Origin of the sequence: Pseudomonas sp. SG20052 (genome assembly GCF_031766055.1) — a bacterium.
In the GTDB taxonomy this organism is placed as follows: domain Bacteria; phylum Pseudomonadota; class Gammaproteobacteria; order Pseudomonadales; family Pseudomonadaceae; genus Aquipseudomonas; species Aquipseudomonas mandelii.
The window spans coordinates 3,132,235-3,152,659 of record NZ_CP134498.1 but is presented as its reverse complement, the minus strand read 5'-3'; the positions used below and the strand labels follow the sequence as shown (position 1 = coordinate 3,152,659).

The window sequence follows — 20,425 nt, the reverse complement described above, 5'->3', positions numbered from 1 at the left end:
CAATGCGCAATGCCACCGCTCTTGCAGACTGAACAAGTCCATCCATGGAGAGTGCTGATGCCCCGTTCAACCTTGCCGCTGATTTATGCCTGCTCAGGCTGTTCCAACGTTGCCCAACTGGCCAATACCCTGGCCGTGCGGCTTGATCGCAGCGGACTGGCGGAAATGTCCTGCATCGTCGGTGTTGGCGGGCATGTGGCGGCGCTGGTCAACAAGGCCCGTTCGGGACGGCGGATTTTTGCGCTGGACGGCTGCCCGCTGCAATGCGTCGAAAACTGCCTGAAGCAACATGGCCTGCACGCGAACGTGCACTTGATTCTTAGCCATTACGGGTTGCGTAAACGCAATGGCGAGGATTGCACGCCAGCGCAGGGGGATGAGTTGTTCGAAGAGATCAGGCAGTTGATTGCGAGTGATGCTCGCCAGCATGAAAAACGCCAGTAAACGATGGTCTGACAGCCACCGACAATCCAACAGGGGAAGCGAGCCTGGTCGCGAAGGCGGCGTGTCAGTCAGCCTCCCCCCTTCGCGAGCAGGCTCGCTCCCACTGTTAATCTGTGTGGGTCAAACCGTCGCCAACCCCTTCCCTGCCCGCTCCAGATTGCGCCACAGCCACACAGGCAACACGTCGGGATCGAGGCTGTCGATCAGGTTCTTCAGCGCCAGCCCCAACTCCGTATCACCCTCAATCACCAAACGCCTGCGAAAGAACAACGTATCCGGATCCTCCTGACGGCTGGCCAGCAATAAAAACTCGCGCCAGTTACCGCTGATGGTCACATGCGCCGTGGCATGCTCGGCAATTCGCAACCCTTGACGGGTCAGCGTCAAATACCAGGACAAGCCCAAATCCGGAATCCGCAGGCACAACCAGCGCCCGCGCAACACTTCAAACTCGCCGTCGCGCAACGGCTCGGCAAGGCAACGATTCAACGCCTGCTGCAACGCCAGACGCTGCACCGCAAAAGGCACCCGGCGCACCAACGGCAACAACCGGTCGGCGCCTTTGAGCAGCCACTTCTTCCGATTCAACACAGGCCGACCTCCTCGATGCGCAACATGCCGGCCTGGCCATGCCAGTAACCGTTACAACCGTCGACGAACACCGGCGGTGTCTCGCCCAGACGAACCCGTTGATAGGCGGCAATGACCTGCGCCATGCCTTGATAACGAGGGCTCAGTCGCAACAAATCAGCGCCGCAGGCCACCAGCCCCGCGTAATCTGCCAGGAGATTGGTCACCTCGGCCGACATCGTTTGAATGCCGTTAATGGTGAACAGTGCTTGCCCTTCCTGACTGGTCAGCGGCAGACCGTCGGGGTAGTTGATGCAGCAAAACTGGCAGTCGTCCTTGGGCCGGTTTTCCGCCCGCGCGGTGAAGCAGCGTGCGGAATAGGCCAACGGCAAATGCCCGTAAGCAAAGACTTCGACTTCCGGGACCTCTCGACCCAGTTCCCGCACCTGATCGAGCACATCGCTAATCAGCGTCGCCGAACACTCCACGGGCGGCACCCAACGGGTCATCCCGCCGTCCAGCAGTTGCGTGAGCGTATGCCCGTTGTACACATTCAGCGCAGGACCGCCCACGAACGGCAACTTGCGCTCGGCCAGAAACTGCACCGCGCCCATGTCGTTGGCTTCCACCAACAGTTGGCCGTTGTCGCAGAGCCGCCGCAGGCTAGAGAGCTCAGAGGCCGCTTCGATAAGCGTCAGGCTGGAGAGAACCAGTTGTGCCTGGCTGCATTCTTGTAACTCGCGCCCCAGGCCCAACCATTGATCCAATGAAAATGACCGGCGTTTCGAGCACACGGTTTCTCCCAGATAAATCACATCCAGGGGCAAGGCCGACATCTCGGCGTAAAAATTGCTGAGTTGCGCTTTGTCCCAATAAAACAGGACCGGTCCAAGGCTGAGCTTCATGTCGCCTCCCTCATTGCCATGATCGATGGTAAGCACCCAAAGTGGTCTGGCTGCCTTCGGACAAACCGGCCAACACCCGGCGCCATTCCTCCTTGACCCGAAAACTGCCCGGCGAGCCACGATGGGCATCCAGCGCCGCACGCCAGACACGGGTGACTTGTTCGACATACGCCGGGCTGCGTTGCCGGCCCTCGATTTTGACCGCCTCGACGCCGATGGCCGTCAATTCCGGCAGCAAGTCCAGGGTGTCGAGGCTGGTGGGTTCTTCCAGCGCATGAAAGCGTTTGCCGCCGACCAGGAAACGGCCTTTGCACAGGGTCGGGTAACCGGCGGGTTCCTCAGGGGTGTAACGGTCGATCAGCACTTCACTGAGCCGTGCACTCAAGCCGTCGGCGTCTTCGCTCCAGCGCACCGCTTTGGCCGGCGAACAGACGCCACAGAGGTTCGGCGACTCACCGGTAATGTACGAAGACAGATGGCAACGCCCTTCAGCCATGATGCACAAGCTGCCGAAGCCAAAGACTTCGATGGGCACCGGGCTGCTTGCAGCGACCTGGCGCACCTGCGCCAACGACAACACCCGAGGCAGTACCGCGCGACGAATTCCGTAGCGTTGCGCATAAAACTCCAGGGCCGCGGCATGGGTCGCCGAGCCCTGCACCGACAGGTGCAGCGCCAGTTGCGGATGCCGCTGGCTGGCGTAGTTGAGTACGCCGGGGTCGGCGGCGATCAGCGCATCCACACCAAAATCGGCGGCGCGATCAACCGCGCGCTGCCAGCGTTCCCAGCCCTTGGGTTGCGGGTAGGTGTTGACCGCGACATAGAGTTTGCGTTGGTGCTGGCGGATGTGGGCGACCGCCGCGTCGAATTGTTTGTCGTCCATGTTCAGCCCTGCAAAATGCCGGGCGTTGGTGTCATCGCGAAAACCGACATAAACGGCATCGGCGCCTTGGCGCACCGCCGCTTTCAGCGCAGGCAGGTTGCCTGCCGGGCAGACCAGTTGCATGGGTAATCCTCATGGAAAAACGCGTCTGGACCCTCCCTCGATGCCTGTGGCACAGCGATCGAAAAAGGCGCTGCCAGTCTAGCGAGACCGGCAGGCACGGCCTTGACGGCAATCAATTGCGATTAATGCATCAGGTCGGCGAAGGCCAGGAACATCACGTTGTCGTGCTTGAGCACTTGCTGCTCGCACTCGATCACCGCCAGGCCATCGGCCCAGCACGCGGCGGTCAACATCGCCGAGCTTTGCTGAGGGTGCAGCTCCACGCTCAACTGACCATCAGCACCGGGTGTCAGCCGAGCCCGCAGGTACTGCCGACGTTTGTTGCGCTGCAACCAATCGAACCCGGCGGGCACGGCCAGTGGCGCCGGCAACACATCGCTGACGCCCTGAGCCCTGAGCAGGAACGGGCGCACCACCACCAACGCGGTAATCAGCGCCGCCGAAGGATTGCCCGGCATGCCGATCCAGGGTTTGCCGGCGACTTCGCCGAAGGCCAGCGGCTTGCCCGGCTGAATGGCCAGCCGCCAGAAATCCAGGCTGCCGAGTTCCTCGATCGCTTGTTTGAGGTGATCTTCCTCACCCACCGAGACGCCCCCCGAACTCAACAACAGGTCGCATTCCGAAGACGCCAGGCTCAAGGCATGCCGGCTGGTGGCCAACTCATCGGCCATGACGCCATAGTCATGCACCTCGACCCCCCAACCGCTCAACAACGCGGCGAGGCAGTAGCGATTGCTGTTGTAAATCTGCCCGGGCGCCAATGAATCACCCGGTTCACGCAGTTCATTGCCACTGCTGAGCAAGCACACCTGCAACGGTCGATAGACCTCGACCCGCCCGATGCCAGCGCCAGCCAGCAACCCCACTTCTTGCGCACGCAGACGTTTGCCGGCCTGGATTAACAGGTCGCCGCGGCGAACCTCCTCACCTTCTTTGCGCACGTGATCGCCAGTACTGACGGGCGGGAACCACACGCGCTCGCCCTCGATCCGACAACGCTCTTGCGGCACCACGGTGTCGGCGCCTGCAGGTAATGGCGCACCGGTAAAAATCTGCACTGCTTGCTGCGCGAGCAACGGTGAGCACGCCGAATCCCCCGCTGCGATTCGTCCGCCAATCAACAACCAGCCACCCTCCGGTGGCAGGTCAGCGGCCCTGAGGGCATAACCGTCCATGGCGCTGTTGTCCCAGGCCGGCAGGTTGACGGGGGAATGAATGTCCGCCGCCAGCACCCGACCCAAGGCTTGATCCAGGTCGATCTTTTGCGCCAGGGGCGGCGGCGGTGCCTGGTCCAGCAAACGATTGATGGCCTCGTCCACCGGCATCAAGTGACCAAGGTCACACACCCGGCCGGTCATGAGCGGGTCTCGCAGGCGTCGACGACCCGTTGCCCTTGCGGTTTCAAATGGGGGGCGAAATTGCATGGGCCGGTGCGGCTGTCCAGCTGTTCGAGCAGAATCTGGTTCCAGGCCGTTCGACACGCGCCCGGCGAACCCGGAACGCAGCACACCAGCACGCCATTGCTCATCCCCGCCAATGCCCGTGACTGCAGGCTGGACATGCCGATTTCCGCAAGGGACACCTGACGGAACAGTTCACCGAAGCCTTCCACGTGTTTGTCAAGCAACGGCAAGACCGCTTGTGGTGTGTTGTCGCGCGCGGTGAAACCGGTGCCGCCGGTCATCAATACCACCTGCACCTTGGGGTCGGCGATCCAGTGGGAAACCTTGGCGCGGATCTGGTAAATGTCGTCCTTGACCAGACCACGATCGATCAATACATGCCCGGCCGTTTGCAGCAAATCCGTGAGGGTCTGCCCCGAGGTGTCGGTGTCAAAGGTGCGCGTATCGCTGATGGTCAGCACGGCAATGTTCAGGGGTTCAAACGTGCGTTGCGCCAGATGGGCCATATCCAAGCCTTCCCGTAAATGAGGGTATGGGGCAAAGCCTGAACTGGAATGCCCGATGAGCCTATTCCTCCAAGGAGGTACCTCTACAGGGACATATGAAGAACGTGTAGGCCACACGATACCTGTGGGAGATTCTATGGTTGAGGGGAAACCCTCAACTGACCTTTGACTGATATTCGCTCTGCCCTTTCAGCAAGGCGAATGCCACCCGCGCAAGCTTGCGAGCCAGCATCACCAGCGCCTCAGTAGTGCTGAAGCCCCGGGCTCTTTGGGCTTCGTAAAACCCTTTCCAGGCTTTCGTACGGCTAGCCGACATCGCTGCATTGTGCAGAAGCCGGCGGGCCTCGGGGTCACCGCGCTTGGTCAAACTGCGGCGACCGTCCTTCTGTCCTGATTTAGACACCCGTAAATCCATGCCCAGGAAGGCGATAAACGCATCCGCGTTTCTAAAATCCCCGCGCTGAAATGCAGTTATCAAGCGAGCCCCAGTCAAAAATCCAATGCCTTCAACTTTCAGGCAACGTTTCAGTTGACCGAGTAAACCGGCTTCTTTGAGCTGATCGTTGATCGTCTTTTCGATCAGCGTTTCAAGCTGCTGCATGGACTTCACTTGTTCTGCAAAAGCCGCTTTCAGCAGCGGCTCATTCGACCAACTCTGCACCAGGCCAACCCTAGCCTGGACCAAGGCAGCCCGGCGGCGGAAGAGGCTCAGGAGCTGGCGGTACAGCGGTGATGGAGGGGTCCAGGGGCGCAACTCCTCGGCTTCGTTCTTCAGGTAACGGGCCAGCAACTTGGCGTCCAGCGCGTCGGTTTTGGCGCGGATTTTCACGCCTTCGCGATAATGTTTGAGTTCATAGCCTCCCACCATGTAAATCGCACATCCGGCCTCATAGGCCAGATCAGCAAAGTCCAGGTGATAGATGTTGGTCGCCTCAATGGCAATAGCCACCGTCCCCGGCAACGTATTCAGCCACTGCTTGATGGATGTTTTAGTGTTGGGAATCTCTTTAAGCAAATCGTTATCAGCCTGATAAATCACCAGTTCATTCTTGGCGACATCCACGCCCACGATCGGTTTTGATAGAGAGACCGGCATTGCCATAGGATTTCCTCCGAGATAAGGTTTGAGCACTTGAAGGGCTCACCCAGAGGCGCAGGCTTGTTCCTATCGTCGGTCTAGCCAGATGCATTCTTTATCGGCGCTTGGGTGAAAGGAGGAGGGGCGAAATCTCCCACAGTCTGTACTGCGTCAACAGTCAGAATCGAGCCTTGTCCCTCCTCCTCCCTTCAAGTCCTACCATACAAGCGAGCCTGCTCGCGATAGCGGCTTGTCAGGCAACATTGATGTCGACTGACCCACTGCTATCGCGAGCAGGCTCGCTCCCACATTGTTCTCCATCGCTGCGCGTTCTGCGGGTTCAAGGCGCCAGGCGGTTGCGTTGCCATACGCCATCGCGCAACCGGTAATCGAGGCGGTCATGCAAGCGGTCGGCACGGCCTTGCCAGAATTCCAGGCGATCCGGCTGCAAGCAGTAGCCGCCCCAATGCTCGGGCCGCGGCACGGTCTGGCCGGCAAACCGTTGGGTGGTTTGTATCAACAGCGATTCAAGCTCGGCCCGATTGGCCAATGGTCGGCTTTGCGGTGAGGCCCAGGCGCCCAGGCGACTGTCCTGTGAGCGGGAATCGAAGTACGCATCCGACAGCGTCGGGGCGAGCCTGGACACCTGACCCTCGATCCGCACCTGACGTTCCAGCCCCGGCCAAAAAAAGGTCATCGCAGCATACGGATTAGCAGCCAATTGCTGCCCCTTGTCGCTCTGGTAATGACCGAAAAACGTGAAGCCTTCATCACTAAAGCCCTTGAGCAGCAGGACCCGACAGTGCGGGCGACCTTCACTGTCGACAGTCGCCAACACCATGCTGTTGGCTTCGACAGGCGCGCGCTCGGTGTCGCGGGCCAGTTGCATCCACTGTCGGAACATGGCCAGCGGGTCGTCCAGCGCCGCCTCGTCTTGCAGGCCAAAAAGGGTGTAGTTGCGGCGCATCTGTGCCAGGGAAAGGGGCATGACGGTGATCTCCGAAAAGGTTCTGCCCAGCGTGCGAGACTTCGCGCAACAGCACCTTGATCACCATCAACACTGAGCATGCCCAGCCTTATTTGAGGCGTAACCGCCGCGCCAATTTGTGCAGGTTGCTGGGATCGATTTCCAGGATCCGCGCGGCGCTGGCCCAGTTATCCCCGGACAGGCTCAAGGCCTGGAGAATTTTCTTGCGCTGGTAATCGTCGACCGCTTCCCCCAGGGGCTGGAACGGCGCGTCAGCCGTTTCGTCCAGAGGACTTTCGACGACCACGCCCTGCCCGCCCATGGCACTGTCGAGGTCCAGAATCTCGGGTTCCAGCGTCATGATCAGGGTGCGACTCGTGCCGCGGCTGAGCGTCTTCAACGCGGCTCGGCTGATCACATGTTCCAGCTCGCGCACATTGCCCGGCCAGTTGTAAGTCAGCAGCGCGCGCTCGGCGGCCGGCGACAGACGCAAACCGCGCAAGCCAAGCCGCGCCCGATTCAGCTCAAGGAAGTGCCCGGCCAGCATCAACACATCGTTACCCCGCTCGCGCAACGGCGGAATCGGCACCGGATAGACCGAGAGCCGGTGATACAGATCCGCCCGAAACAAACCATCGCGGATGCTGTCCGGCAGGTGCCGGTTAGTCGCGGCGATGATGCGCACATCGACGTGCAGCGGCTTGTCGGCGCCGAGGCGCTGGATCTCGCCGTTCTGCAGGGTGCGCAGCAGTTTCGCCTGCACCGCCAATGGCAATTCACCGACTTCATCGAGAAACAGCGTGCCGCCGTTGGCCGCATCGAAACGCCCGGCACGGTCACTGGTGGCGCCGGAAAACGCGCCTTTGACATGGCCGAACAATTCACTTTCCGCCAGAGACTCCGGCAAAGCGGCGCAGTTGACCTGCACCAGCGGCTTATGACTGCGACGCGACAGACGATGCAAACGCCGGGCGAACAGCTCTTTGCCGACGCCGGTCTCGCCCAGCAGCAACACCGGCAGCTCGGAATCGGCCAGTACATCCAGTTCATTGAGCAACTGGTGCAGCACTTCACTTTGCCCGAGGATTTCGCCTTCGTCCGCCGGTCTGCGTACGTCTTGAATATCGCTGCGGGACAAGCGCAGGCTGCGGTTTTCCTGTTCCAGTCGGGTGACTCGCACGGCGGCTTCGATCTGCAAGGTGCAGCGCTTGAGTTCTTCCCGCGCACGGCTGTCGAAGGTCCCGGCATGCAGCGCATCGAGGGTGATCGCCCCCCAGATCCGACCTTCCACATACAGGCTCACGCCCATGCAGTCATGCACTGGCATCGGTTCGCCGGCGTGATTGTCGAGCAAGCCATCATAGGGATCCGGCAGCCGACTGTCGGGCTCGAACCAGGTGGGTTCGCGCGACGCCATGATCGCCGCCAGCCGCGGATGCTGAGCGATGACAAACCGGCGGCCCAACGCTTCATGCACCAGCCCCACCGTCGCGACCGGCCTGAGGCTGTCGTCATCCAGACGCAGCAATCCCACGGCGCCACTGTTGAAGTACTCGCGCAGGGTCTGGACCAAACGTTGCAACCGCACAGCATTCGGCAACTCGACGATCAGGTCGGCCGCCAGGCTTTCACGCAGCATGGTAGTTATTACCCTCTATGGTTGGATTCACCCTAAAGCGTCCGGGTGTCTATCACCACAACTAAAAATTAAGCCATATTTTTCAATGCGTTAAATATGGCATGCCGGGTGCAATGAGCTTGGGGAACCGTTGAAATCCAAACAAGGAACCCCTGATGAGCCTGACTCTATTGGAACAAAGCCTCGGCCAACTGGCGTGCGACATTCCCGGCGCCACGCGGATTTTCCACACCTTTAAACTGGACTTCTGTTGTGGCGGGCATAAAAGCCTGCTTGAAGCGGCCGCTGGCAAAGGCCTCGATCCGGCCCTGATTGCCGATGCGCTGCACCGGCTGCAAGACACCGGCGAAACCCAGCACGACTGGCGCAACGAACCCTCGGAGCTGTTGATCGCCCATCTTCTGGCGCGCTACCACGCCCGCCATCGCGAACAACTGCCGGAACTGATTCGTCTGGCCCGCCGCGTCGAGCAGGTCCATGGTGCCCGCAGCAGTTGCCCCAACGGCCTGGCCGATCTCTTGACCGACATGCAACAAGAACTTGAAGGCCACATGCTCAAGGAAGAACAAGTGCTCTTCCCGATGCTGCAACAAGGCATCGGCCCTCAGGCCGCACCGCCGATCCAGGTGCTGCGCTTTGAACATGATCAACATGGCGAAGCACTGGAAAGGCTGCTTGCGCTGACCAACAACATCACCCCGCCGGCCGATGCCTGTAATACCTGGCGTGCCCTGTATCGCGGGCTGCTGGAGTTCCGTGATGACTTGATGCAACACATCCATCTGGAAAACAACGTGTTGTTCGTCAACGCACTTAAACCTCGCCATTGATCGATTGCGAGTCATACAAAACCAGTGACACAGCTTTCGCGAGCCGACTCGCTCTCACAGGGGGAACGGTATCCCAATGTGGGAGCGAGCCTGCTCGCGAATGGCGCCGTTACAGGGTTGCGGGTTCTCCAGCGCGATCAACCGTGCCAATAGAACATGGCCTTGGCCAGGATCACGATCAACACCATGTGCCCGAGGATGCTGCGGCGAATCCAAGTGGCGCGGGTCGTGGTCAGGCATGCGCTTTTCAGCCAGTACGCCAGCAGAAAGTAATGGCCGATGATGCTCAGGGCCAGGATGATCTTCAGGCTCAGCAACGTACCAAAACTGCTCGCCAGCGGCTGACTCAATACACCCCGGTGTTGCCACGCCAGGCTGATACCGGCGCCATACAACAGCAGCACCACGCCATGCAGCACCTTGCGCGAACGCACTGCAATCGCTTGATCGGCGCTCGTTTGCGCGCTAACCGCCACCTGCTGGCGGGCGTTGTGCCAGATCACCACCTCGAAAAACAGCGTGCCGATGAAGGCAATCGCCGCCAGCAAGTGGGTGACCAGTAAAAAGGGATACATCACCGGCAGCCTCCATCAGTTAGCGTGCTTAGCCCGGATGGCCGTCCACCCGGGACTGCAACAGCATCGGCCCATAGCGCCAGGCGTATAGCGCAAACGCCAGCACCCAACACAGACCGGCCAGCCACAACGCCGGCAAGGGGAAAAACAGGATCAACACGACCCGGCTCAGACAGGCCAGGTTGAGCAGAATGAACGCCAGGGTCATGCCCGACGGCGGCTCCAGCGCGCGGCCAGTATGCCCCAGGCTGACCCGTGCAATCATCGCCAGCACCAGGCCACCCATGGCGCCAATGGTCAGGCAATGCACCGCCAGACTCGGATTGATCGGCACACCGAAATGCCACAGCGCCATCCCGAGACAGGCCACCGCCAACCAGGCATAAGCCAGGTACAACGACCACAACAACGGCACATGCCAGAGGGCGCGATCATGCCAGCGCACCAGGCGCACCAGATGCCCAGCGGCCAACACCGCGAACAACAGGCCCACCCAGAAATCGGGGGCAAGCGCAGGTCCCGCGGCATAGAGCAACGCTACCAGCGGTGAGCCAATCAGCAGCAGCCAATCCAGCCACGGCCAAGGGGTAACGCCCTCGACCTTGCCGAGGCCGCGCTGGATGAAGAACGGAATGACGCGCCCACCGATCAAACCCATCATTGCCGCCACCAGCCACAAACCAGTCAACACGCCTTGACGCTGCCAGCCTTCATGACCTTCGACCAGACCATACAGGGACAACCCATCGGCCGCCGCTAACAGCAGCAACACCACCGCAATGGGGTAGTTACGTTTCTGCCGCACCTTCCACAAGGTGAATCCCATGAGCGCAGCCACCGCCAGCGGGAACGCCAGTTCCAGCACCGCGAGCACCGGCAACGGTGCATTGACCAGCCAGGCCACGCGCGCCAACAACCACAGCAGCGCCAGCATGGCCAGTGGTTGCCCGCTGATGCCGGGGCGACCGGTCCAGGTCTGCACCGCCGTCAGCAGAAAGCCGGCGATGATCGCCAAGCCGAATCCGAACAGCAATTCGTGTCGATGCCAGCTCAGCCAGCCACCCGCCGGCTGCCAGCCGGAAAGCTCACCACTGAAGGCGAACAGCCAGAGCGGAATGACCAGCACCGCCAGCAGGCAGCCGGCGAGGAAAAACGGCCGAAAGGCCAAACGCAACAGCGGCGCGATAGCCATCGCTTTACGGCGGTCAAGCACTTGCATAAAGCTACTCCTTTACCTTGCTGCTGACCTGACGCCAACCCACACGCGTCGAGGCAAGTCCGGGGGCAATCATCGGGTATTGACGATTAATTGCCTTTGTCGCAGATCAAGTGTGCAAGGGCCGTGCCCTGATGTTCATTCGCCCGCTGTGGTGAGAGGACCTGCCCCCTGCGGAACCAGCCCAAGGGTAAAAATGACCATTAAAGGGTTATTTGAACCCTAAACCTCGTGGTCGTTTTCACCCTCCTATCTGACAACCCCAGTAAACAAAGGGCTCCAGGCATGGCCCGCGTCTTGCTCAATGGTTCAGAAATTAAGGAAAACCTGATCCTTCTCGATCCCCCAGGAGTCGTCATGAAAAAAGTCATCCAGCCATTGGCCTGGTTTGTGGTGCTGACCTCGGTGCTGGCGTTGGCCAGCGGTGTCTCGCTGGGCCTCGTTTGACTTGATCGCCATCCCCTCTTCAAACTTCAGGATGAATTCTTATGGTGCTTCATCGCGTCCATCACCAGATTCTGCGCAGTCATCACTTGTTCGAGCCCCTGAACGAAGAACAGCTGGATGAGTTGATGAGTACCAGCCATTTGCTGAGCATCGACAAAGGCGAACCGTTGTTCCGTCAGGGCGAGCCGGCAGACTCGTTCTATTTCGTGATTGCCGGCGCGGTGAAAATCTATCGCCTGACGCCGGACGGGCAGGAGAAAGTGTTTGAGGTCATTGGTGACCGGCAAACCTTCGCCGAAGCGATGATGCTGATGGACACCCCGAACTATGTGGCCTCGGCCGAAGCGATCTGCCCCACTCAGCTCTATCGGTTATCCAACAGCACCTATATGCGCCTGCTGCAAAGTAACAGCCGACTGACCTTTGCGCTGCTCGGCAAGCTGTGCGTTCGCTTGCATCAACGGGTCAACGAAATCGAAACCCTGTCACTGAAAAACGCCACCCACCGGGTCGTGCGTTATCTGCTGACGCAACTGGTGCGCCAGCAAACCGTTGGCAGCCAATTCGAATTGCCAATGGCCAAGCAACTGATTGCCGGGCACCTGTCGATCCAGCCGGAAACCTTTTCGCGGATTATCCGTCGCCTGATCGATGAAAACATCATCACCCAAGACGGCCGCCAGATCGCCATTCTCGATCGTCTGCGCCTGGAGCAGTTTGAGTGAGTGCCATGCCCGTCTGCTTGTATTGCCAACGCGCCAACCCCGCACAAGAAACCGAGTGCCGCCAGTGCGGCATGCCCTTGCCAGTATTGGCCGCACACGCGGCGCAATGTCGGCTGCGCCGATTCACGTGGTTCTGCATTGGCCTGACGATCTTCTGCGTGACGATGTTTTTCTGGCTGCCACGCGGCATCAGTTGATGCTGCGTCCCCCCCTCAAGGTTGGGTCAACTGGCGGTACAGCTGCGGCAATCGCAGAGGTAATTGCTCGGGCTGACGGATCAAGGTGTAGCCATTGGCGCCGAACATGTAAGGCAGGTAATCCCCGGCCTCGCGATCAATCGTGATGCAAAACGGCGTCAACCCCTTGCGCCGCGCCTCCAGCACCGCTTCGCGGGTGTCTTCAACACCATAACGTCCCTCATACAAGTCCAGATCATTCGGTTTGCCATCCGTGAGCAGCAGCAACAATTTGCTGCGGCGCGTGCTCTTGCCCAGCAGTTGGGTGGCCTGGCGGATGGCGGCGCCCATGCGCGTGTAATAACCCGGTTTGAGCCCTTGAATACGACCGCGGGTGTTGTCGTCATAACGCTGGGTGAAAGACTTGAGTTCCTGCATCCGCACTTGATGACGGCGCAACGAGGAAAACCCGTACAGGGCGAAATCGTCACCGAGCACCGACAGGGTCTCACCGAACAGCAGCAGGCTGTCGCGGATGACATCAATCACCCGATGCACATCGTTCAGGTGCGCGTCGGTGGACATCGACACATCGGCCAGCAACAGGCACGCCAGGTCACGGCGTGTCTGCCGTTGTTCCATGAACAAACCGCGTTCCGCACACTGGCCATGCTCGCGTTCAACGTGAAAATCCAGCCAGGCCTGCATATCCAGTTCAGACCCTTGGGGTTGCTGGCGTAACCATTGGCGGTCATTGCGCAGGTGCTCGAACTGGCGCCGCAGACGGTGCGCCGAAGCTTTCAGCCGTGGCGGCAGTGGCTGCGCCTCGCAGTCCCGGGGCACCATCATTTGCAGATTGACGAAGGCGTCTTGCATCTGCTGTTTGCGATAGTCCCACTCCGGCAACTTGATGCCCTCGCCCAGGGGAATATCGTCGACATCGGCCGGCGGTAAATCCAGGTGCAGCTTGAGGCCGCCGCCCTTGCGCAGACGGGTGCGCGACAGGCTCAACTCGTCGAGGTCCTCGGCGACTTTGGCCGCGTCCGGGTCCTCGCTGTCGTCCGACCAGCGATCCAGGTCCACGTGTTCGGTCCAGCTGAACAGGTTCTCCAGACGCACGATCAACAACCCGCCGTCGCGGGTGCTTTCATCTATCCGCTTAGCGCGTTTGCTTGCGCCCTTTTGCTCACCGGGCGGGGTCGTCAACGATTCTTCGGACTCCTCCCCCAGGTCGGCAGCCTGAGGGCTCGCGAGGTTTTGCGGCGGGTACAACCACAGCGGCAACGGCCACGCGGCCCGTTCGCTGCGGGGAAAATGTTCGACACTGCCGGGCTCGCGCAGCGCCTGGCATAACGCCCGTTCCAGGGCCGCTTCGCCGCTACTCAATGTGGCCGGATCCGGGCGCAATTGCAGGTGAGCATCGACCAGACGTTTGTACCGGGCACGCAACGCGGGATAACGCCCTAACAGCAGTTGCGTCCAGCGTTGATTGTCCCGTCCCCAGTGCCGCATCTGGCCGGCCTGTGCCGCCAGCAAGGCGAGCCAACGATAGAGTTCTTCGTTCAGTGCGACTTCGGGAAACACCGCGAGGCTCGACGGTAGACGAAGGTTGCTCGCATCGCACCACGCCAGGGGCACTTGCTTGCAGGTGCCGGCGATCTGCTGCAACACGTTGCGCCGCAACAGCAGATCGCGGTCGCTGGCGGCTTCGACACCGATGCCACTGGCGCCGCCCATGGCGCGAAACAGCAGCGCCAGCGGACGTTGCTGGCTGGCCAGTTCAACGCGTGCTTCGGGGAAGTCCGGGCTGGCGCGCCGGGTGATGAAGCGATGCCAGACGCTGCCGACCCACTCTTCCAGTTCGACGGTAAAGGCCATGATCATTGCCCTTTTTGTAAAGCAAAAAAACGGCCCGCTGTATCAGCCGGGCCGACCTTTTCTAACCTTGACAGCAGCTCATGAAGGCACCACGGCCGCCGGGGCGCGCAAGGCTGCGCGGGCACGTTGCTTGAAGCTGAACAGGTAACAGAGCAGTCCCGCAAGGAAACCAAGACCGGCGCCAAAACGGGCCCAGAACAGCACCTGCAGATGTTCGACCGTGGCCATGAAGGGCAACGCGACACCATCGACCTGCCAGCGTTGCAGGTAGACCTGAACGACACCGGCAGCGGTGAGGAACAGCGTGATCATCACCATCGACAGGGTCATCAACCAGAAGCCCCAGATTTCGAAGGTCTGCGAGCGCTCATCGCCTGCTTCACCCAACCCGCGCAGTCGTGGCATGGCGTAGCTGATCAAGGTCATCACGATCATCGCGTAAGCACCGTAGAAAGCCAGGTGGCCGTGCGCCGCCGTCAGTTGCGAACCGTGGGTGTAGAAGTTGACCGGTGCCAGGGTATGTAAAAAGCCCCAGACGCCAGCACCGAAGAACGCTGTGACGACGGTTCCCTTGGCCCACAGGGTGGCGGCTCGGTTCGGGTGTTGTCGGCGGCGGTTCTTCACCATGCTGAAGGCGAAAATCACCATGGCCAGGAACGGCAGCGGTTCGAGGGCCGAGAAGATTGAACCGACCCACAACCAGACCTCAGGCGCACCAATCCAGAAGAAGTGGTGACCGGTGCCGATGATCCCGGTAATCAGCGCCATGGCGATGATCACATACAGCCATTTCTCCACGACTTCCCGGTCTACCCCGGTGATTTTGATCAGGACAAACGCGAGCATCGAACCCATGATCAGTTCCCACACGCCTTCCACCCAAAGATGCACCACCCACCACCAGTAGAACTTGTCGCGGGCCAGGTTGCCGGGGTTATAGAAGGAGAACAGGAAGAACACCGCGAGCCCGATCAACCCGGTCATCATCACCATGCTGACGGTGGTCTTGCGACCTTTGAGCAGGGTCATGCCGATGTTGTAGAGGAAGCCCAGGCACACCACCACAATGCCCATCTTGGTGATGGTCGGTTGCTCCAGGAACTCCCGGCCCATGGTCGGCAGCAGTTCGTTGTGGGTCAGCCTGGCCAGGCCGGCATACGGCACCAGCAGATAGCCCAGGATCGTCAGCACACCCGCGGCGGCGAAGACCCAGAACAGGATGATCGCCAGCTTCGGACTGTGCAGTTCACGGTCGGCCTCTTCCGGAATCAGGTAATAGGCAGCGCCCATGAACCCGAACAGCAGCCAGACGATCAGCAGGTTGGTGTGCACCATCCGCGCCACGTTGAAGGGAATGATCGGGAACAGAAAGTCCCCTATCACGTATTGCAGGCCCATGATCAACCCGAACAGCACCTGCCCGAGAAACAGCATCAGGGCGAACACGAAGTACGGTTTGGCCACGGCTTGCGAGGCAAATTTCAGATGCGGATTAGCAATGCTCATCGCTTAGCCCTCCTTGTTTGGCGGCCAGCCATTGGTGTTGATGTTCGAGCTCCATTTGAGGAACTCGGCGATGTCATCCACCTCCTGGTCACTCAACTTGAACTGCGGCATCGCGCGCCGGCCGGGTACACCCAGTGGCTGCATTTTCATCCAGGCATGCAGAAAGGGTTTGAAGCCCGCTTCCCCACCGCGCCGCTGGAACACGTTGCCCAGCTCAGGCGCAAAGTAGGCGCCCTCGCCCAGCAGCGTGTGGCAGCCGATGCAATTGTTTTGCTCCCAGACCAACTTTCCGCGCACCACGGATTCGGTGAGCTGCGCCTCATTGCTGCGGGCCGGAAAGGTCTGTTCCGTGTGATAGGTCAAGACCAGGAATATCAGGAAGAAGAAGATGCTTCCCCCGAAATAGATATTCCTGGCCATGCCTTTGGTGAAGGTCTCTGACATGGTCGCTTCCTCTTTGCTTGGCCCGTCCATGATAGGAAGCGAAGGGTTGAAACCTGCTTGATGGCGATCAAGAAAGTCAGATGGTTTTGGTCGGGTATTACTGACAACGCAGATCGAATGTGGGAGCGAGCCTGCTCGCAAAGGCAGAGTGTCAGTCAACTTGGATGTTGAATGTGACGGCTCCTTCGCGAGCAGGCTCGCTCCCACGTTAAAAGTTGTGCTGTTTTACGGGCTGTATTCCTTCAGCGGACCACCTCCAGCGTCAGGCCTACAACCGTCGCCAACACCAGCGCCCAGCTCAACATCAACCGGCGCCACAGTCGCGGTGCGTGGCGCATCTCCATGAAGCCGTCGGTGATCAGCCACGCCTTGCCCACCGCCACCAGCAAGATGGCCATCGACAGCAGCGATGTCGCGCCAACGTGGGCCAACACCACCGTGCACACACTTAACGTGGCAAGCGCCGCCCAACAGACGAGCAATACCCTGGAAACAGACATGAGAACCTCGTCAACTCAGCACGTAGACCAGCGGAAACAGCATGACCCAGATCAGATCGACCATGTGCCAATAGAGCACGCCGGATTCAAACCCGCTGCGCTTGCTGGCGTCGTACAAGCCACGGCGACAGCGCTCCGCGAGCCACCCGAGAATGACCATGCCGAGCAGTACGTGGAGAAAATGAAAACCGGTGAGGATCCAGTAGAGGGTGAAAAAGGTGTTGTGCTCCATGCCCAGCCCCGAGGCGAGCAAGTGCCTGTATTCCGTGAGTTTCAGCACCACGTAGACACTGGCGGCGAGTAACGCCATCAGCAGGAAGACCGCTCCGTGACGCGGCCGCGAGTGCCTGACTTGCTCTTGCGCCAGCGCGGCGAACAGCCCCGCAGTGAGCAGGCTCAGGGTCATCGCCAACCCGGTTGAGGTGTTCAGCAACAGGCGGCTTTCACTGAACATCTGCGGTTTGAGCGCTTGGGTCACGGCGAACGCCAGGATCAGGATGGCGAACACCGACAGCTCGGCCAGAATGAAAAACCACATCGCCAGATCGCCCGGCAAGTGACGGCGCAAGACGCCCGCGGACTCAGCCGAAGTGGACATCAACCACGTCCATCAGCGCGGCAACGGTCAACGGATCGTCGCTCAGCGGCTCGGCCAGGCAGGCCATGCAGGCCTCACGCGGGCTCATGCCGGAGCGGATCATGCGCGCGGTAAAAATCAGCAGCCGCGTTGAGGCGACCTCTTCCAGATCATGTTGATCGAGCCGGCGCAGCGCCTGGCCCAACCGCACCACTTGCGCCGCCAGCGCGGTGTCCACCTGGGCTTCCCGGGCCACGATACGTTCTTCGTCGGCCACCGGTGGATAGCCGAAACGCATCGCCACGAAACGTTGGCGGGTGCTGGGTTTCATGCCTTTGAGCAGGTTCTGGTAACCGGGGTTGTAGGAGACCACCAGCATGAAGGACGGCGGCGCCTTCAGCACTTCGCCGGTGCGTTCCAGGAACAGTTCACGACGATCATCGGCCAATGGATGCAATACGACCACTGTGTCCTGACGCGCCTCGACCACTTCGTCGAGGTAACAGATGCCGCCTTCACGCACCGCGCGGGTCAGCGGTCCGTCCTGCCACCAGGTGCCCTGGGCACCGATCAGGTGGCGGCCGATCAGGTCGGCCGCGCTCAGATCGTCATGGCAAGCCACGGTGTACAGCGGCAGTTTCAGCCGATGGGCCATGTGCTGGACAAAGCGGGTCTTGCCGCATCCCGTCGGGCCTTTGATCAGCACCGGCATGCCGTGTCGCCAGGCTTGCTCGAACAGCGCCTCCTCATTGTTGAGCGGTTGATAGAAGGGTTCGCAAGACGGGTTACGGTCCATGGGCTGCCTGTTCCAAAAGCGGATTCAAGGAACACGCTACGGGCCCCTGCGACAACCTGGCAAGTGAGATGGCCGGCAAACTTGATCGTCGTCAAGCGAACATTGGCCTGCTCGGGCATAGCCTTGCACGGCACTGAGAACCTGCGTTCTGCGCTGCCGTTTCAGCACATCGCAAAGGTCTTGCCTGAGGAGAAATGGAATGCTGATCAGCAATAGAAAAACGTTTGCCCTGACCCGCGCTGCATTGTGTTCGTCACTGGCCCTGGTGGTGGGTCATGCCGCCAGCGCTGAAGAGCCCGCCGCAGTGGTGGCCAACCTGCCCATGGTTAAAACTGCTGGCGCTCCCGACATGAGCCAGGCCGAGTTCGACTCATCCAAGGAAATCTATTTCCAGCGCTGCGCAGGCTGCCACGGCGTTTTGCGCAAAGGGGCCACGGGCAAACCGCTGACGCCGGACATTACCCAAAGCCGCGGGCAACCGTATCTGGAAGCCTTGATTACCTACGGGTCACCGGCGGGCATGCCGAACTGGGGGACGTCCAATGCACTGAACAAGGATCAGATCACGGTCATGGCCAAGTTCATTCAGCACACGCCGCCGACGCCACCGGAATGGGGCATGGCCGAGACGCTGAAAACCTGGAAAGTGTTGGTCAAACCCGAAGATCGTCCGAAGAAGCAGCTGAGCAAACTCTACCTGCCGAACCTGTTTTCGGTGACGTTACGCGATGACGGCAAGATCGCCCTGATCGACGGTGACAGCAAGAAGATCGTCAAACTCATCGAGACCGGTTACGCGGTGCACATCTCGCGGATCTCTGCCTCAGGCCGCTACCTGCTGGTGATCGGTCGAGACGCCCGGATCGACATGATTGACCTGTGGCCGGTGGAGCCGACCAAGGTCGCCGAAGTCAAAGTGGGCATCGAGGCGCGCTCGGTCGAGACCTCCAAGTTCAAGGGCTACGAAGACAAATACACCATCGCTGGTTCTTATTGGCCGCCGCAGTTCACCATCATGGATGGCGAAACCCTGGAGCCGAAGCAGATCGTTTCGACCCGCGGCATGACCGTCGACAAACAGGAATATCACCCCGAGCCTCGGGTCGCGGCGATCATCGCCTCCCACGAATGGCCGGAGTTCATCGTCAACGTCAAGGAAACCGGCAAGGTGATGCTGGTCAATTACCAGGACATCAAAAACCTCACTGTCACCTACATCGATGCTGCGCCCTTCCTGCATGACGGTGGTTGGGACAGCACGCACCGCTACTTCATGACCGCCGCCAACAACTCCAACAAGGTCGCCGTGATCGACTCCAAGGAGCGCAAGTTGACCGCGCTGGTGGACGTCGGCAAAACCCCTCACCCGGGTCGCGGCGCCAACTTCAACCACCCGACCTATGGCCCGGTCTGGGCCACCAGCCACCTGGGTGATGACGGCATCTCGCTGATCGGCACCGACCCGACCAAACACCCGCAATACGCCTGGAAGCAGGTCGCCTCACTCAAGGGTCAGGGCGGTGGATCGCTGTTCATCAAAACCCATCCCAACTCCCGTCATCTGTACGTCGATACCACCCTCAACCCGGATACAAAACTCAGTCAGTCAGTGGCGGTGTTCAACCTCGACAAACTCGACGCCGGCTACACCGTGCTGCCCATCGCTGAATACGCGGGCATCAAGCAAGGCGCCATGCGCGTCGTGCAACCGGAATACAACAAGGCCGGCGATGAAGTCTGGTTCTCCGTGTGGAGTGGCCAGGCAGACGAGTCGGCGCTGGTGGTGATCGACGACAAAACACTGAAGCTCAAGTCAGTCATCAAGGACAAACGACTGATCACACCCACCGGGAAGTTCAACGTCTACAACACCCAACACGACATCTATTGAGCTCCATCAATGCAAGGAAACACCATGAAAAATACTCTGTTTTCACTGTTCGCCCTGACCGCTGCGCTGAGTGTGCAACCGGCCATGGCCCAAGACGCGCTGGAGCTGTTCAAGAGCAAACCCTGCGCAGCCTGTCATTCCATCGACACCAAGATTGTCGGCCCTGCGCTCAAGGATGTAGCGGCCAAGAACGCTGGCGTACCCGGAGCCGTGGACACCCTCGCGAGCCACATCAAGAACGGTACACAAGGCAACTGGGGGCCGATGCCCATGCCGGCCAACCCGGTGACTGAAGAAGAAGCGAAAACGCTCGCGACTTGGGTACTGACACTCAAATAACCGCCAG

Annotated in this window: 22 protein-coding genes; 6 read left to right on the top strand and 16 right to left on the bottom strand. The window is 60.2% G+C overall.

What is annotated here, in order from left to right; all coding sequences use genetic code 11:
- The first annotated feature begins 57 nt into the window (after positions 1-57).
- Complete coding sequence (locus RHP74_RS14350; RefSeq protein ID WP_102593695.1) at positions 58-444, top strand: putative zinc-binding protein; 387 nt, start codon at positions 58-60, stop codon at positions 442-444.
- A gap of 120 nt (positions 445-564) precedes the next feature.
- Here the strand turns inward: RHP74_RS14350 and RHP74_RS14345 are convergent, their stop codons facing one another.
- The 8 genes from RHP74_RS14345 to norR all read right to left on the bottom strand — a co-directional run bounded on the left by RHP74_RS14345 (position 565) and on the right by norR (position 8,518).
- A complete protein-coding gene (locus tag RHP74_RS14345; protein WP_010460215.1) occupies positions 565-1,035 on the bottom strand; it encodes an SCP2 domain-containing protein in 471 nt (156 codons plus the stop codon).
- Entirely contained in the window at positions 1,029-1,919 is an 891-nt protein-coding gene (locus RHP74_RS14340) for a U32 family peptidase (protein ID WP_010460213.1), read from the bottom strand. Before RHP74_RS14340 ends, RHP74_RS14345 begins: the two co-directional genes overlap by 7 nt.
- Positions 1,920-1,929: 10 nt before the next feature.
- Positions 1,930-2,925, bottom strand: coding sequence for a peptidase U32 family protein (locus RHP74_RS14335; protein WP_010460211.1), 996 nt, complete (start codon positions 2,923-2,925; stop codon positions 1,930-1,932).
- 122 nt (positions 2,926-3,047) lie between these two features.
- Positions 3,048-4,283: a gephyrin-like molybdotransferase Glp gene (gene glp / locus RHP74_RS14330; protein WP_311100082.1), complete on the bottom strand. Its 1,236-nt coding sequence runs from the start codon at positions 4,281-4,283 to the stop codon at positions 3,048-3,050.
- Positions 4,280-4,834 (bottom strand): molybdenum cofactor biosynthesis protein B, encoded by a 555-nt coding sequence (moaB, locus tag RHP74_RS14325; protein WP_010460206.1) that lies wholly within the window; start codon positions 4,832-4,834, stop codon positions 4,280-4,282. The genes glp and moaB overlap by 4 nt, the downstream gene beginning before the upstream one ends.
- 154 nt (positions 4,835-4,988) lie before the next feature.
- Positions 4,989-5,936 carry an IS110 family transposase gene (locus tag RHP74_RS14320; protein ID WP_042932411.1) on the bottom strand — a complete coding sequence of 316 codons (948 nt, stop codon included), beginning with the start codon at positions 5,934-5,936 and terminating at the stop codon, positions 4,989-4,991.
- 316 nt (positions 5,937-6,252) lie between these two features.
- Entirely contained in the window at positions 6,253-6,900 is a 648-nt protein-coding gene (gene pdxH / locus RHP74_RS14315) for a pyridoxamine 5'-phosphate oxidase (RefSeq protein WP_311100080.1), read from the bottom strand.
- Between the two features lie 88 nt (positions 6,901-6,988).
- Positions 6,989-8,518, bottom strand: a complete 1,530-nt coding sequence (gene norR / locus RHP74_RS14310) for a nitric oxide reductase transcriptional regulator NorR (protein ID WP_010460201.1) — start codon at positions 8,516-8,518, stop codon at positions 6,989-6,991.
- Between the two features lie 155 nt (positions 8,519-8,673).
- Between norR and ytfE the strand changes: the two genes are divergently transcribed.
- Positions 8,674-9,348 carry an iron-sulfur cluster repair protein YtfE gene (gene ytfE, locus RHP74_RS14305; RefSeq protein ID WP_017338886.1) on the top strand — a complete coding sequence of 225 codons (675 nt, stop codon included), beginning with the start codon at positions 8,674-8,676 and terminating at the stop codon, positions 9,346-9,348.
- Positions 9,349-9,485: 137 nt separating this feature from the next.
- On the opposite strand, the gene RHP74_RS14300 is transcribed toward ytfE, so the two are convergent.
- On the bottom strand, positions 9,486-9,923 hold the full coding sequence (locus RHP74_RS14300) for a CopD family copper resistance protein (protein WP_145307128.1): 438 nt from the start codon (positions 9,921-9,923) through the stop codon (positions 9,486-9,488).
- A gap of 28 nt (positions 9,924-9,951) precedes the next feature.
- Positions 9,952-11,142, bottom strand: a complete 1,191-nt coding sequence (locus RHP74_RS14295) for an NnrS family protein (protein WP_304818695.1) — start codon at positions 11,140-11,142, stop codon at positions 9,952-9,954.
- A gap of 485 nt (positions 11,143-11,627) precedes the next feature.
- On the opposite strand from RHP74_RS14295, the gene RHP74_RS14290 reads away from it, so the two are divergent.
- Positions 11,628-12,311 (top strand): Crp/Fnr family transcriptional regulator, encoded by a 684-nt coding sequence (locus RHP74_RS14290; RefSeq protein ID WP_010460193.1) that lies wholly within the window; start codon positions 11,628-11,630, stop codon positions 12,309-12,311.
- A complete protein-coding gene (locus tag RHP74_RS14285) occupies positions 12,308-12,508 on the top strand; it encodes a protein DnrP (protein ID WP_077748430.1) in 201 nt (66 codons plus the stop codon). Before RHP74_RS14290 ends, RHP74_RS14285 begins: the two co-directional genes overlap by 4 nt.
- A gap of 15 nt (positions 12,509-12,523) precedes the next feature.
- Here the strand turns inward: RHP74_RS14285 and RHP74_RS14280 are convergent, their stop codons facing one another.
- The 6 genes from RHP74_RS14280 to RHP74_RS14255 form a co-directional block, all read right to left on the bottom strand.
- The gene (locus RHP74_RS14280; RefSeq protein WP_311100071.1) at positions 12,524-14,365 is read right to left on the bottom strand and encodes a VWA domain-containing protein; all 1,842 of its coding nucleotides are present in this window, start codon (positions 14,363-14,365) and stop codon (positions 12,524-12,526) included.
- Positions 14,366-14,443: 78 nt separating this feature from the next.
- Positions 14,444-15,871, bottom strand: a complete 1,428-nt coding sequence (locus tag RHP74_RS14275; RefSeq protein ID WP_311100069.1) for a cbb3-type cytochrome c oxidase subunit I — start codon at positions 15,869-15,871, stop codon at positions 14,444-14,446.
- Positions 15,872-15,874: 3 nt separating this feature from the next.
- On the bottom strand, positions 15,875-16,315 hold the full coding sequence (locus RHP74_RS14270) for a cytochrome c (protein ID WP_311100067.1): 441 nt from the start codon (positions 16,313-16,315) through the stop codon (positions 15,875-15,877).
- A 242-nt stretch (positions 16,316-16,557) separates the two neighbouring features.
- Complete coding sequence (locus RHP74_RS14265) at positions 16,558-16,815, bottom strand: cytochrome C oxidase subunit IV family protein (protein ID WP_077748428.1); 258 nt, start codon at positions 16,813-16,815, stop codon at positions 16,558-16,560.
- Positions 16,816-16,825: 10 nt separating this feature from the next.
- The gene (locus RHP74_RS14260; protein ID WP_077748427.1) at positions 16,826-17,413 is read right to left on the bottom strand and encodes a cytochrome c oxidase subunit 3; all 588 of its coding nucleotides are present in this window, start codon (positions 17,411-17,413) and stop codon (positions 16,826-16,828) included.
- Positions 17,397-18,188: a CbbQ/NirQ/NorQ/GpvN family protein gene (locus RHP74_RS14255; protein ID WP_010460176.1), complete on the bottom strand. Its 792-nt coding sequence runs from the start codon at positions 18,186-18,188 to the stop codon at positions 17,397-17,399. The genes RHP74_RS14260 and RHP74_RS14255 overlap by 17 nt, the downstream gene beginning before the upstream one ends.
- Before the next feature lie 322 nt (positions 18,189-18,510).
- Between RHP74_RS14255 and nirS the strand changes: the two genes are divergently transcribed.
- Together nirS and RHP74_RS14245 are read left to right on the top strand one after the other, a co-directional pair.
- Positions 18,511-20,079, top strand: coding sequence for a nitrite reductase (nirS, locus tag RHP74_RS14250; RefSeq protein WP_311100483.1), 1,569 nt, complete (start codon positions 18,511-18,513; stop codon positions 20,077-20,079).
- Positions 20,080-20,103: 24 nt separating this feature from the next.
- On the top strand, positions 20,104-20,418 hold the full coding sequence (locus RHP74_RS14245; RefSeq protein ID WP_042932083.1) for a c-type cytochrome: 315 nt from the start codon (positions 20,104-20,106) through the stop codon (positions 20,416-20,418).
- Positions 20,419-20,425 lie beyond the last annotated feature (7 nt).

Bases quoted from the DNA above. Each gene is read 5' to 3' on its own strand.
- RHP74_RS14350 (WP_102593695.1), top strand. From the start codon at position 58: ATGCCCCGTTCAACCTTGCCGCTGATTTATGCCTGCTCAGGCTGTTCC.
- RHP74_RS14340 (WP_010460213.1), bottom strand. From the start codon at position 1,919: ATGAAGCTCAGCCTTGGACCGGTCCTGTTTTATTGGGACAAAGCGCAA.
- RHP74_RS14335 (WP_010460211.1), bottom strand. From the start codon at position 2,925: ATGCAACTGGTCTGCCCGGCAGGCAACCTGCCTGCGCTGAAAGCGGCG.
- glp (WP_311100082.1), bottom strand. From the start codon at position 4,283: ATGACCGGCCGGGTGTGTGACCTTGGTCACTTGATGCCGGTGGACGAG.
- moaB (WP_010460206.1), bottom strand. From the start codon at position 4,834: ATGGCCCATCTGGCGCAACGCACGTTTGAACCCCTGAACATTGCCGTG.
- RHP74_RS14320 (WP_042932411.1), bottom strand. From the start codon at position 5,936: ATGGCAATGCCGGTCTCTCTATCAAAACCGATCGTGGGCGTGGATGTC.
- pdxH (WP_311100080.1), bottom strand. From the start codon at position 6,900: ATGCCCCTTTCCCTGGCACAGATGCGCCGCAACTACACCCTTTTTGGC.
- norR (WP_010460201.1), bottom strand. From the start codon at position 8,518: ATGCTGCGTGAAAGCCTGGCGGCCGACCTGATCGTCGAGTTGCCGAAT.
- ytfE (WP_017338886.1), top strand. From the start codon at position 8,674: ATGAGCCTGACTCTATTGGAACAAAGCCTCGGCCAACTGGCGTGCGAC.
- RHP74_RS14300 (WP_145307128.1), bottom strand. From the start codon at position 9,923: ATGTATCCCTTTTTACTGGTCACCCACTTGCTGGCGGCGATTGCCTTC.
- RHP74_RS14295 (WP_304818695.1), bottom strand. From the start codon at position 11,142: ATGCAAGTGCTTGACCGCCGTAAAGCGATGGCTATCGCGCCGCTGTTG.
- RHP74_RS14290 (WP_010460193.1), top strand. From the start codon at position 11,628: ATGGTGCTTCATCGCGTCCATCACCAGATTCTGCGCAGTCATCACTTG.
- RHP74_RS14280 (WP_311100071.1), bottom strand. From the start codon at position 14,365: ATGGCCTTTACCGTCGAACTGGAAGAGTGGGTCGGCAGCGTCTGGCAT.
- RHP74_RS14275 (WP_311100069.1), bottom strand. From the start codon at position 15,871: ATGAGCATTGCTAATCCGCATCTGAAATTTGCCTCGCAAGCCGTGGCC.
- RHP74_RS14270 (WP_311100067.1), bottom strand. From the start codon at position 16,315: ATGTCAGAGACCTTCACCAAAGGCATGGCCAGGAATATCTATTTCGGG.
- RHP74_RS14265 (WP_077748428.1), bottom strand. From the start codon at position 16,815: ATGTCTGTTTCCAGGGTATTGCTCGTCTGTTGGGCGGCGCTTGCCACG.
- RHP74_RS14260 (WP_077748427.1), bottom strand. From the start codon at position 17,413: ATGTCCACTTCGGCTGAGTCCGCGGGCGTCTTGCGCCGTCACTTGCCG.
- RHP74_RS14255 (WP_010460176.1), bottom strand. From the start codon at position 18,188: ATGGACCGTAACCCGTCTTGCGAACCCTTCTATCAACCGCTCAACAAT.
- nirS (WP_311100483.1), top strand. From the start codon at position 18,511: ATGGTTAAAACTGCTGGCGCTCCCGACATGAGCCAGGCCGAGTTCGAC.
- RHP74_RS14245 (WP_042932083.1), top strand. From the start codon at position 20,104: ATGAAAAATACTCTGTTTTCACTGTTCGCCCTGACCGCTGCGCTGAGT.